General features: G+C 64.3%; 9 protein-coding genes. 8 read left to right on the top strand and 1 reads right to left on the bottom strand.

What is annotated here, in order from left to right:
- Window positions 1-197: 197 nt before the first annotated feature.
- The 7 genes from dctP to arcC all read left to right on the top strand — a co-directional run bounded on the left by dctP (window position 198) and on the right by arcC (window position 8,207).
- Entirely contained in the window at window positions 198-1,187 is a 990-nt protein-coding gene (gene dctP / locus P8H27_RS09555; RefSeq protein ID WP_289637046.1) for a C4-dicarboxylate TRAP substrate-binding protein DctP, read from the top strand.
- A 130-nt stretch (window positions 1,188-1,317) separates the two neighbouring features.
- Window positions 1,318-1,950 (top strand): TRAP transporter small permease, encoded by a 633-nt coding sequence (locus tag P8H27_RS09550; RefSeq protein ID WP_289637044.1) that lies wholly within the window; start codon window positions 1,318-1,320, stop codon window positions 1,948-1,950.
- Window positions 1,947-3,230 (top strand): C4-dicarboxylate TRAP transporter large permease protein DctM, encoded by a 1,284-nt coding sequence (gene dctM / locus P8H27_RS09545; RefSeq protein WP_289637043.1) that lies wholly within the window; start codon window positions 1,947-1,949, stop codon window positions 3,228-3,230. Before P8H27_RS09550 ends, dctM begins: the two co-directional genes overlap by 4 nt.
- A gap of 252 nt (window positions 3,231-3,482) precedes the next feature.
- Window positions 3,483-4,910, top strand: coding sequence for an arginine-ornithine antiporter (gene arcD, locus P8H27_RS09540; protein ID WP_289637042.1), 1,428 nt, complete (start codon window positions 3,483-3,485; stop codon window positions 4,908-4,910).
- A gap of 16 nt (window positions 4,911-4,926) precedes the next feature.
- Window positions 4,927-6,180, top strand: coding sequence for an arginine deiminase (arcA, locus tag P8H27_RS09535; RefSeq protein WP_289637040.1), 1,254 nt, complete (start codon window positions 4,927-4,929; stop codon window positions 6,178-6,180).
- Between the two features lie 58 nt (window positions 6,181-6,238).
- Complete coding sequence (locus P8H27_RS09530) at window positions 6,239-7,249, top strand: ornithine carbamoyltransferase (protein WP_289637038.1); 1,011 nt, start codon at window positions 6,239-6,241, stop codon at window positions 7,247-7,249.
- 28 nt (window positions 7,250-7,277) lie between these two features.
- A complete protein-coding gene (arcC, locus tag P8H27_RS09525) occupies window positions 7,278-8,207 on the top strand; it encodes a carbamate kinase (protein ID WP_289637037.1) in 930 nt (309 codons plus the stop codon).
- 79 nt (window positions 8,208-8,286) lie between these two features.
- Here the strand turns inward: arcC and P8H27_RS09520 are convergent, their stop codons facing one another.
- Entirely contained in the window at window positions 8,287-9,939 is a 1,653-nt protein-coding gene (locus tag P8H27_RS09520; protein ID WP_289637035.1) for an acyl-CoA synthetase, read from the bottom strand.
- Window positions 9,940-10,182: 243 nt separating this feature from the next.
- Here P8H27_RS09520 and P8H27_RS09515 point away from each other — a divergent pair, with 243 nt between their 5' ends.
- Window positions 10,183-12,093 (top strand): beta-ketoacyl synthase, encoded by a 1,911-nt coding sequence (locus P8H27_RS09515; RefSeq protein ID WP_289637034.1) that lies wholly within the window; start codon window positions 10,183-10,185, stop codon window positions 12,091-12,093.
- The last annotated feature ends 25 nt before the right edge of the window (window positions 12,094-12,118 follow it).

Here is a 12,118-nt window from a genome sequence, read left to right as displayed (position 1 = left end):
ACGGATTTTCGGCCGCCGGACGCTGGTCTGGCATGGCGGTTGCTCTAGTACCTGCAGGCGATCCAACAAAGACAAGTTCAGGCAATCGCTGCCCAGCGTCCGTCGTTTTCCGGCAGGCCGCCTAGACTTGTCGTTGTTCGCCCGCTCTGTAGCGCTACGGCGCATCAACCAAGCACAAAAACAAGAGGAAGCATTTCATGTTCAAACTGACTGCCAAGGCGCTGGCTTGCGCCCTGTCGCTGAGCATCGCCGGCATGGCCCAAGCGGCCGAGCCGATTGTGATCAAATTCTCCCACGTGGTCGCCGAGCACACCCCCAAGGGTCAAGGCGCGATGCTGTTCAAGAAGCTCGCCGAAGAGCGTCTGGGCGACAAGGTCAAAGTCGAGGTCTACCCGAACTCCTCGCTGTTCGGCGATGGCAAGGAAATGGAAGCGCTGTTGCTCGGCGACGTGCAGCTGATTGCCCCGTCCCTGGCCAAGTTCGAGCAATACACCAAGCAGATCCAGGTATTCGACCTGCCGTTCCTGTTCCAGGACATGGCCGCCGTCGACCGTTTCCAGCAAAGCCCGGCAGGTCAGGGTTTGCTCAAGTCGATGGAAGACAAGAACATCACCGGCCTGGGTTACTGGCACAACGGCCTCAAGCAGCTGTCGGCCAACAAGGCCCTGCGTGAACCGAAAGATGCCCGTGGCCTGAAGTTCCGCGTACAGGCGTCCGCCGTCCTCGAGGAGCAGTTCAAGGCCGTGCGCGCCAACCCGCGCAAGATGAGCTTCGCCGAGGTCTACCAAGGCCTGCAGACGGGCGTGGTCAACGGTGCCGAGAACCCCTACTCGAACATCTACAGCCAGAAGATGCATGAGGTGCAGAAGTACATCACCGAGTCCAACCACGGCGTTCTGGACTACATGCTGATCACCAACACCAAGTTCTGGAACAGCCTGCCGGAAGACGTGCGCGGCGAGCTGGGCAAGATCATCGTGGAAGTGACCGCCGAGGTGAACAAGCAAGCCGACGCACTGAACCAGGGCGACAAGCAACGCATCCTCGACGCCAAAACCAGCGAAATCCTCAACCTGACCCCCGAGCAGCGCGGCATGTGGCGCGATGCCATGAAGCCGGTATGGGCCAAGTTCGAAGGCGAAATCGGTGCCGACCTGATCAAGGCCGCCGACGCCGCCAACCAGTAGGGCGGGTTAGCCGCCCGGCGGCGTAACCCACCGGCAGCGGCGGCAGATCGCCGCGCTGCCGGGCTATTGCGCCAGGGCACTGCCGTAGCTACAGCCCTGGCCCTCCTTCCCTGCACTGGAGATATTATCGATGAACGCCTTGCGACGCGCGTGGGATCACTTCGAAGAAGGCTTTATCGCCTTCCTCCTGGCGGCCATGACGCTGGTGACATTCGTCTACGTGATTCTCAACAACCTCTACACCCTGTTCTACAACTTGGGCGATCGCTGGGAAGGCGCCAGCGACCAGCTGTTCGCCGTCGGCGACTTGATTCTCGGGCTGGCCCAGGACATGACCTGGAGCATCTCTCTGACCAAGGCGCTGTTCGCCTGGTTGATCTTCTTCGGCCTGGCCTATGGCGTGCGCACCGCCGGGCATATCGGCGTCGACGCGCTGGTGAAACTGGCGCGCAAGCCGGTGCAACGCATCATCGGCCTGATCGCCTGCCTGTGTTGCCTGGGTTATGCCGGGCTGGTCAGCGTGGCCAGCTTCGACTGGGTGCGCACCCTGTTCATCGCCAATATTGGCGCCGAGGATCTCGGCCACTACGGCATCAAACAATGGCATATCACCCTGGTCGTGCCGTTCGGCTACGCCATGGTGTTTATTCGTTTCCTGGAAATCTTCGTGCGTATCCTGCGCCACCAGCAGACCGGCCTCGGCCTGGCCGATGAGGCCGCCGAAGCGATGAAGTTGACCGAGCACGAGGAACCCAAGCAATGACCATTCTGTTCCTCTTCGTTCTGCTGTTCGCGCTGATGTTCATCGGCGTACCGGTGGCCGCCTCCCTCGGCCTGGCCGGCTCGGTGACCATCATGCTGTTCAGCCCGGATTCGGTGCGTTCGCTGGCGATCAAGCTGTTCGAGACCAGCGAGCACTACACCCTGCTGGCGATTCCGTTCTTCCTGCTGTCCGGCGCCTTTATGACCACCGGCGGCGTGGCCCAGCGCCTGATCGATTTCGCCAACGCCTGCGTCGGCCATATCCGTGGCGGCCTGGCGATCTCCGCGGTGATGGCCTGCATGCTGTTCGCCGCCTTGTCCGGTTCCTCGCCGGCGACCGTGGCCGCCGTCGGCTCGATTGCCATCGCCGGCATGGTGCGTTCCGGTTACCCGCAGGCCTTCGGCGCCGGCATCGTCTGCAACGCCGGCACCCTGGGCATCCTGATCCCGCCGTCGATCGTCATGGTGGTGTATGCCGCCGCCACCGAACAGTCGGTCGGCAAGCTGTTCATGGCCGGGGTGATCCCGGGCCTGATGCTCGGCGTGGCATTGATGGTGGCGATCTACATAGTCGCGCGCAAGATGGATCTGCCGTCCCTGCCGCGTGCCAGCCTGCGCCAACTGCTGAGCACCGCGCGCAAGGCGATCTGGGGCCTGCTGCTGATGGTGATCATCCTCGGCGGCATCTATTCCGGCATGTTCACCCCGACCGAAGCGGCGGCGGTGGCGGCGGTCTACGCCGGCTTCGTCGCCCTGTTCGTGTACAAGGACATGACGGTGCGCGAGTGCCCCAAGGTGCTGCTGGAGTCCGGCAAGCTGACCATCATGCTGATGTTCATCATCGCCAACGCCATGCTCTTCGCCCACGTGCTGACCACCGAACAGATCCCCCAGACCATCACCGCCCTGGTGATCGAGATGGGCCTGCAACCCTGGCAGTTCCTGCTGGTGGTGAACATCGTGCTGCTGGTGGCCGGGGCCTTTATGGAACCCTCGGCGATCATCCTGATCCTCGCGCCGATCCTGTTCCCGATTGCCGTGCAACTGGGCATCGACCCGATCCACCTGGGCATCATCATGGTGGTGAACATGGAGATCGGCCTGATCACCCCACCGGTGGGGCTGAACCTGTTCGTCACCTCGGCGGTCACCGGCATGCCGCTGACCGCGGTGATCAAGGCCGCCTGGCCCTGGCTGATGCTGCTGCTCGGTTTCCTGATGGTGATCACCTACATCCCGGCCGTGTCCATGGCCCTGCCGAACTGGCTGGGGATGAGCTGATCGCGACCTGTTGAAGTACCCCGTGTACTTTCTGCCCGGCCTCAGTGCCGGGCTTTTTTTTTGCTTATGCCCCGGTTACCTGTTGAGTCCGCCCCGGCAACAGCACGCCCCCTCGCGCGATGCATCACCGGGACATCGCCCAGAGAAATCCGCCCAGTTGCCGGTGATCGGCCTTGCCCTTGACCCAGATCAGCCCCGCCCGAAGCCCCATGTGGATCAATGATGATCGCCATGCCCTCAAGGAGAGTCACCATGTCCCAGGCTTCCAGCAAACTCCGTCTGGCCGCACTGATAGCCCTGGTGGTGGGCTCGATGGTCGGCGGCGGGATCTTTTCCCTGCCGCAGAACATGGCCGCCAGTGCCAGCGCCGGAGCGATCCTGATCGGCTGGGCGATTACCGCGGTGGGGATGCTGACCCTGGCCTTCGTCTTCCAGGGCCTGGCCAACCGCAAACCGCAACTGGACGCCGGGGTCTATGCCTACGCCAAGGCCGGTTTTGGCGACTACATGGGCTTTTCCTCGGCCTGGGGCTACTGGATCAGCGCCTGGATCGGCAACGTCAGCTACTTCGTCCTGCTGTTCAGCACCCTCGGCTACTTCTTCCCGATCTTTGGCGAAGGCAACACCTTGCCCGCCATCATCGGCGCCTCGCTGCTGTTGTGGGCCGTGCATTTCCTGGTGTTGCGCGGCATCAAGGAAGCGGCGTTCATCAACCTGGTGACCACCGTCGCCAAGCTGGTGCCGCTGCTGCTGTTCGTCGTCATCGCCGCCGTTGCCTTCCGGCTCGAAGTGTTCACCGCCGACTTCTGGGGACGCGGCAACCTGGAGCTGGGCAGCGTGATGGATCAGGTGCGCAACATGATGCTGGTCACCGTCTGGGTGTTTATCGGCATCGAGGGGGCCAGCGTCTACTCGGCCCGCGCCGAGAACCGCGCCGATGTCGGCAGGGCCACGGTGCTCGGGTTCGTCGGGGTCTTGCTGCTGTTGGTGATGGTCAACGTGTTGTCCATGGGCATTCTCAGCCAGGCCGAACTGGCCGGATTGAAGAACCCCTCCATGGCCGGCGTGCTGCAACAGGTGGTCGGCCCCTGGGGCGCGGCGCTGATCGGCATCGGCCTGATCGTCTCGCTGCTCGGCGCGCTGCTGTCCTGGACCCTGCTGTGTGCGGAGATCCTGTTCGTCGGCGCCCGCGATCAGACCATGCCCAACTTCCTGAAAAAGGAAAACAGCAAGCACGCACCGGTCAACGCGCTCTGGCTGTCCAACGGCCTGATCCAGCTGTTCCTGATCGTCACCCTGTTCAACCAGGCCACTTACCTCAACCTGCTGTACCTGGCCACTTCGATGATCCTGCTGCCGTATTTCTGGTCGGCGGCCTACGCGGTGCTGCTGGCGGTACGCGGCGAAACCTACGAGAACCAAGCCGCGGCGCGGCGCAAGGATCTGCTGATCGGCCTGATCGCGATGATCTACGCGCTGTGGCTGGTGTATGCCGGCGGGGTGCAGTACGTCCTGCTGTCGGCGCTGCTCTATGCCCCGGGCGCCATTCTGTTCGCCAAGGCCAGGCGCGAGCAGGGCCAGCCGGTGTTCGCCCCCCTGGAAGGCCTGATCTTTCTCGCCGTATTGGTCGGCGCCGGCATCGCCGCCTACGGCCTCTACGCCGGCTTCCTCAACCTCTAACAGAAGGATGTATGACATGAGTACTGGAAAACTCGGGGTGCATTCCGAAGCCGGCAAGCTGCGCAAGGTGCTGGTCTGCTCGCCCGGCCTGGCACACCTGCGCCTGACCCCGAACAACTGCGACGACCTGCTGTTCGACGATGTGATCTGGGTCAGCCAGGCCAAGCGCGACCACTTCGACTTCGTCAGCAAGATGCGTGAGCGTGGCGTCGAGGTCGTGGAGATGCACAACCTGCTCAGCGACACCGTGCAGAATCCCGCCGCCCTGCAGTGGATTCTCGACCGCAAGGTCAGCGCCAATCTGGTCGGTATCGGCCTGCAGAATGAGCTGCGCAGCTGGCTGCAGAGCCTGCCGCCGCGCGCCCTGGCCGAACATCTGATCGGCGGGGTGGCGGTGGCCGACCTGCTCAAGGGTCTGGGGGAAAGCCCCAGCCTGAAGATGCTCGGCGAGTTTATCGGCCCGGCCAGCTTTGTCGTGCCACCGCTGCCCAATACGCTGTTCACCCGTGACACCAGTTGCTGGATTTACGGCGGCGTCACCCTCAACCCGATGCACTGGCCGGCGCGCCGCCAGGAAACCCTGCTGGCCACGGCCATCTACAGCTTCCACCCCGATTTCGCCAACGCCGAGTTCGAGACCTGGTACGGCAATCCGGAGCTCGACCACGGCTCGGCCAGCCTGGAAGGCGGCGACGTCATGCCGATCGGTAACGGCGTAGTGCTGATCGGCATGGGCGAACGCAGCTCGCGCCAGGCCATCGGCCAGCTGGCGCAGAATCTGTTCGCCAAGGGCGCGGTCGAACGGGTGATAGTCGCCGGCCTGCCGCAATCGCGCGCGGCCATGCACCTGGACACGGTGTTCAGCTTCTGCGACCGCGACCTGGTGACCATCTTCCCCGACGTGGTCAACCAGATAGTGCCGTTCAGCCTGCGCCCCGACCCGAGCAAACCGGGCGGCATCGACATTCGCCGCGAGCAGCAGCCCTTCCTGCAGGTGGTGGCCGAAGCGCTCAACCTCAAGCAACTGCGCACCGTGCAGACCGGCGGTGACAGCTACGAGGCCGAACGCGAGCAATGGGACGACGGCAACAACGTACTGGCCCTCGAACCCGGCGTGGTGATCGGCTACGACCGCAATACCTACACCAACACCCAACTGCGCAAGGCCGGGGTGGAAGTCATCACCATCGACGCCAGCGAACTGGGCCGCGGTCGTGGCGGCGGGCATTGCATGAGCTGCCCAATCGTCCGCGATCCTGTCGATTACTGATTGTGCACGGCAGGCTTTACCCAGGCCTGCCGCGCCCATTTTTCACAAGGACATTGTCATGGCGTTTAATCTGCACAACCGCAACCTGCTCAGCCTGATGCACCATAGCCCTCAGGAGTTGCACTACCTGCTGGATCTGGCCCGCGACCTCAAGCACGCCAAGTACACCGGCACCGAGCAACAGCACCTCAAGCGCAAGAACATCGCACTGATCTTCGAGAAGAGCTCGACCCGCACCCGCTGCGCCTTCGAAGTGGCGGCCTATGACCAGGGTGCCAATGTCACCTTTATCGACCCGGGCTCCTCGCAGATCGGCCACAAGGAGACCATGAAGGACACCGCGCGGGTACTCGGGCGCCTGTACGACGCCATCGAATACCGTGGCTACCATCAGCAAATCGTCGAGGAACTGGCCAAGTTCGCCGGGGTGCCGGTATTCAATGGCCTGACCGACGAGTACCACCCCACGCAGATGCTCGCCGACGTGCTGACCATGCGCGAGCACAGCGACAAGCCGCTGCACGACATCAGCTACGCCTACCTGGGTGACGCGCGCAACAATATGGGCAATTCGCTGCTGCTGGTCGGCGCCAAGCTCGGCATGGACGTGCGCATCGCCGCGCCCCAGGCGCTCTGGCCGGACGCAGCCCTGGTCAAACAGTGCCAGGCCTTTGCCGGCGAAAGTGGCGCGCGCATCAGCCTGAGCGAAGATGCCAAGGCGGCGGTGCAGGGCGTTGATTTCATCCACACCGATGTCTGGGTCTCCATGGGCGAGCCGGTTCAGGCCTGGGCCGAGCGCATTCAGTTGCTGCTGCCCTACCAGGTCAACGCCGAGATGATGAAAGCCAGCGGCAACCCGCGGATCAAGTTCATGCACTGCCTGCCGGCGCTGCACAACAGCGAGACCGAGCTTGGCCGGCAGATCGCCGCACAATATCCGCACCTGGCCGACGGTATCGAAGTCACCGACCAGGTCTTCGAATCGCCGGCCTGTATCGCCTTCGAGCAGGCGGAAAACCGCATGCATACGATCAAGGCGGTGTTGGTCGCCACCCTCGGCGATATATGAGCGCCGAACGCGCGCAAGGAGATCGAGCATGCGTATCGTAATCGCCCTGGGCGGCAACGCCCTGTTGCGTCGTGGCGAACCCCTGAGCGCGCAGAACCAGCGCGACAACGTGCGCAGCGCCTGCACGCAGATCGCCAGGATCGCCCCCGGCAAGCAACTGCTGATCGTCCACGGCAACGGCCCGCAGGTGGGCCTGCTGGCCTTGCAGAATGCCGCCTACAGCCCGGACAGCCCCTACCCGCTGGACGTGCTGGGGGCCGAGACCGAAGGCATGATCGGCTACATGATCGAACAGGAACTGGGCAACCTGTTGCCGTTCGAGGTGCCCTTCGCCACCCTGCTGACCCAGGTCGAAGTCGACCCGGCCGACCCGGCCTTGCAGCACCCGAGCAAGCCGATCGGCCCACTCTACAGCCAAGCGGAGGCCGAACACCTGGCGCGCGAAAAAGGCTGGAGCATGGCCGCCGATGGCGCGCAATTTCGCCGCGTGGTGGCCAGCCCCAGACCCAAGCGGATTTTCGAGATCCGCCCGATCCAGTGGCTGCTGGACAAAGGCACGGTGGTGATCTGCGCCGGCGGCGGCGGCATCCCCACCGTCTACGACGAAAACCGCCAGCTCAAGGGCATCGAGGCGGTGATCGACAAGGATCTCTGCTCGGCGCTGCTGGCCGAACAGCTGGACGCCGATCTGCTGCTGATCGCCACCGACGTCAACGCGGCCTTCGTCGACTGGGGCCAACCCACGCAGAAGGCCATCGCCCAGGCCCATCCGGATGCGCTGGAGCGACTGCCCTTTGCTGCCGGCTCCATGGGGCCCAAGATCCAGGCCGCCTGCGAATTCGCCCGGCACACCGGCAAGGTCGCGGTAATCGGCGCGCTGGGGGATATCGAGGGGCTTGTCCAAGGCACGGCCGGCACCCGCATCAGCATCCACAGCGGCGGCATCGACTACCGTTGAGTTGCCCGCGCCCCGCTGACCGGCCCCGGGAGCCTGTCGGACTTTTCCGCAGTAGAACGGCGTTAAGTCCGCCCGCCTCCTAGCTCGCGCTCTGGCCAGCCTCCGCCAGCGCCCGCGCCTGTTCGCGCAACACGAACTTCTGCACCTTGCCGGTGGCGGTTTTCGGCAGCGCGGTGAAGACCACGCAACCGGGCACCTTGAAGCGCGCCATGCGCTGCTGACAGAAGCCGATCACCTCCGCGACCGTCAGCTCGACCCCCGGCTTGGGGGTGACGAAGGCACAGGGGGTTTCGCCCCACTTGTCGCTGGGCATGGCCACCACCGCCGCCTCGAGAATCTGCGGGTGGCGGTAGAGCACGTCTTCGACCTCGATCGAGGAGATGTTCTCGCCGCCGGAGATGATGATGTCCTTGGAACGATCCTTGATCTCGACGTAGCCGTCCGCGTGCCACACCGCCAGGTCGCCGGAGTGGAACCAGCCGCCGGCGAAGCACTCGGCGGTGGCGGTCGGGTTCTTCAGGTAACCCTTCATCACCACGTTGCCGCGCATGAAAATTTCGCCGATGGTCTCGCCGTCCTTGGGCACCGGCAGCAGAGTCTCCGGGTCGGCCACCATCAGGCCGTCGAGTAGCGGCGCGCGCACGCCCTGACGGGATTTCAGGCGGGCACGCTGCTCCGGGGTTTCACTGTCCCACTCCTCCTTCCACTCGCAGGCCACGCTGGGGCCGTAGGTTTCGGTCAGGCCGTAGACGTGGGTGACGCGAAATTCCAGGGCCTCCATGGCCTCGATCACCGCCGCGGGGGGCGCGGCGCCGGCGGTGAGGACTTTAACCGGGCGGGTCTTCAGCGCCTTCAAGTCATCGGCGGCGTTGGCCAGCATATTCAGCACGATCGGCGCGCCGCAGAAGTGGTCGACGCCATGCTCGGCGAGCAGCGGATAGATCGCCTCGGCCCGCACCTGGCGCAGGCACACGCTGGTGCCGACATAGGCGGCCAGCGCCCAGGGGAAACACCAGCCGTTGCAGTGGAACATCGGCAGCGTCCACAGGTACACCGGGAAGCGGCTCATGTCCCAGCACATGGCATTGGACAGCGCATTCAGATGCGCGCCGCGGTGGTGGTAAACCACGCCCTTGGGGTTGCCGGTGGTGCCGGAGGTGTAGTTGAGCGAGATCGCCTGCCACTCGTCGGCCGGCATCTGCCAGGCATAGTCCGGGTCGCCCTCGGCCAGCAGCGCCTCGTAGTCGAACTGGCCGATCAGTTGGCCGTCCTGATATTCCGGGTCGTCGATGCCGATGATCAACGGCCGCTTGGACAGGTTGCTGGTGGCACGCTGCACCAGTTCGCCGAACTCCTTGTCGACCAGCAGCACCTTGGCTTCGCCATGCTGCAGGATAAAGGCGATGGCTTCGGCATCCAGACGGGTGTTGATGGCATTGAGTACCGCCCCGCACATGGGCACGCCGAAGTGCGCCTCGAACATCGCCGGGCCGTTCGGCGCGATCACCGCCACCGTATCGCCCAGGCCAATGCCATGCCGCGCCAGCGCCGAGGCCAGGCGAATGCAGCGGCTGTAAGTCTCGCCCCAGGTCTGCCGCAGGCTACCGTTGATCAGTGCCGTGCGCTGCGGGTAGACACTCGCCGCGCGCTCGAGAAAACTCAAGGGGCTGAGCGCCTGAAAGTTGGCCGCATCGCGCGGCATGCCGTATTCATAGGGGTTGAGGCTGTGCATTGTTGTTCTCCCGCTAAACCTTGAACTAAAGAAACCTTAGCAGCTGTAAGGCTTTACCGAAGCGCGACCTTGGTCGAAGCCGTGACTCACAGGTCACGAATCGCGTCAGCATAGGCATCCGAACAGTCGAGCCGACCCTCGCTCCGCAGGCCATCCCCCGCGTTAGAGGGGGCGGCCCACGTGACAAGCCGCCATAGCCTCATCTGAGCTTGTCCTGGCGTACTTATTTGAAGGAGTTCCCGCGTGAAGTCTCGTTTACCTGTGATCGTTGGTTTTGGTGGCTATAACGCAGCCGGCCGCAGCTCCTTTCACCACGGTTTCCGCCGCTCCGTGATCGAGTCCATGGACACCCGCGCGCGCCAGGAAACCCTCGCCGGCCTGGCGGTGATGATGAAGCTGGTGCAGGTGCTCGACGGCACTTACCAGACGGCCGACGGCACGGCGCTGAGCCTGGCCGAGATCGACAGTCGGTTTGCCGAGCAGATCCTCGCCTCGACCCTGGTGCGCCGCATCGAAAAGCAGCACCTGGACGTCGATGCCGCCCATTGGCACAAGAGCATCAGCGTCAGCGGCGCCCCGGGCACCCCGCTGAGCTTCATCAGCAACCGCAAGCAATTGCCCGAGCCACTGCCGGCCAACTGGTCGGTCGAGCCGCTGAACGCCACCGAGGTGCGCGTCGCCCTGCACGACAACTGCGAGTTCAAGGTCGACAGCTACCGCGCCCTGCCGGTGAAGTCCGCCGGCCAGCTGCCCACCGGCTTCGAACCGAGCGAGCACTACAACTCGCGTTTCCACCCGCGCGGCCTGAGCATGGCGATTGTCGGGGTGACCGACGCCCTGCGCTCGACCGGCCTGCCCTGGCAGTCGATCGTCGACCGGGTACAACCGGACGAAATCGCCGTGTTCTCCAGCTGCATCATGAGCCAGCTCGACGAGAACGGTTTCGGCGGCCTGATGCAATCGCGCCTCAAGGGCGGCCGGGTCACCGCCAAGCAGCTGGCCCTGGGCCTCAACAGCATGTCGGCGGACTTCATCAACGCCTACGTGCTCGGCAGCGTCGGCAGCACCGGCAGCATCACCGGCGCCTGCGCCACCTTCCTCTATAACCTGCAGAAGGGCATCGAGCAGATCGCCGCGGGCAAGGCGCGGGTGGTCATCGTCGGCAGCAGCGAAGCGCCGCTCAACCAGGAATGCATCGAGGGCTACGGCGCCATGGGCGCACTGGCCACCGAAGACGGCCTGCGCCAGATCGAGGGCAAGGATGACGTCGACTTCCGCCGCGCCAGCCGCCCATTCGGCGACAACTGCGGTTTCACCCTGGCCGAAGCCTGCCAGTTCGTGGTGCTGATGGACGACGAACTGGCCCTGGAGCTGGGTGCCGACATCCACGGCGCGGTGCCGGACGTGTTCGTCAACGCCGACGGCTTCAAGAAATCCATCTCCGCCCCCGGGCCGGGCAACTACCTGACCGTGGCCAAGGCCGTGGCCAGCGCCGTGCAACTGCTCGGCATCGACGCCGTGCGCCAGCGCAGTTTCGTCCAGGCCCACGGTTCCAGCACCCCGGCCAACCGCACCACCGAATCGGAACTGCTGGATCGCATCGCCGCGACCTTCGCCATCGAACAATGGCCGATCACCGCGGCCAAGGCCTTCGTCGGCCATTCCCTGGCCGCGGCCAGCGGCGATCAGTTGATCTCCGCCCTGGGCTGCTTCAAGTACGGCATCATCCCCGGCATCAAAACCATCGACGCCGTCGCCGACGACGTATTTCAGCAACACCTGAGCATCGCCACCGTGGATCGCCAGCTCGGCCAGCAGGCGCTGGACGTATGCTTCATCAATTCCAAGGGCTTCGGCGGCAACAACGCCAGTGCCCTGGTGCTGGCGCCCCACGTGGTCGAGCGGATGCTGCGCAAACGTCACGGCGAGGCCGCCTTCGCCGCCTACTGCGCGCGCCGCGAACAGACCCGCGCCGCCGCCCAGGAATATGACCAGCAAGCCCTGCACGGCCAACTGCAGATCATCTACAACTTCGGCCACGACCTGATCGACGACCAAGCCATAGAGCTGGGCACCGAACAGATCAAGGTACCGGGCTTCGCCCAGCCGCTGCGGTTCAAGCAGGACGAACGCTACCGCGACATGCTCGACTGAGCAGCCACTGGTAGTTCCCAGGGAG

The organism is Pseudomonas sp. sp1636 (assembly GCF_030376615.1).
Lineage (GTDB): Bacteria > Pseudomonadota > Gammaproteobacteria > Pseudomonadales > Pseudomonadaceae > Aquipseudomonas.
Note: the sequence above shows the minus strand (reverse complement) of the source record. Positions and strands in the feature narration are given on the sequence as shown.

What these genes read in the sequence shown, in the direction of transcription:
- dctP (WP_289637046.1), top strand. Translation starts at nt 198, where the DNA reads ATGTTCAAACTGACTGCCAAGGCGCTGGCTTGCGCCCTGTCGCTGAGC.
- P8H27_RS09550 (WP_289637044.1), top strand. Translation starts at nt 1,318, where the DNA reads ATGAACGCCTTGCGACGCGCGTGGGATCACTTCGAAGAAGGCTTTATC.
- dctM (WP_289637043.1), top strand. Translation starts at nt 1,947, where the DNA reads ATGACCATTCTGTTCCTCTTCGTTCTGCTGTTCGCGCTGATGTTCATC.
- arcD (WP_289637042.1), top strand. Translation starts at nt 3,483, where the DNA reads ATGTCCCAGGCTTCCAGCAAACTCCGTCTGGCCGCACTGATAGCCCTG.
- arcA (WP_289637040.1), top strand. Translation starts at nt 4,927, where the DNA reads ATGAGTACTGGAAAACTCGGGGTGCATTCCGAAGCCGGCAAGCTGCGC.
- P8H27_RS09530 (WP_289637038.1), top strand. Translation starts at nt 6,239, where the DNA reads ATGGCGTTTAATCTGCACAACCGCAACCTGCTCAGCCTGATGCACCAT.
- arcC (WP_289637037.1), top strand. Translation starts at nt 7,278, where the DNA reads ATGCGTATCGTAATCGCCCTGGGCGGCAACGCCCTGTTGCGTCGTGGC.
- P8H27_RS09520 (WP_289637035.1), bottom strand. Translation starts at nt 9,939, where the DNA reads ATGCACAGCCTCAACCCCTATGAATACGGCATGCCGCGCGATGCGGCC.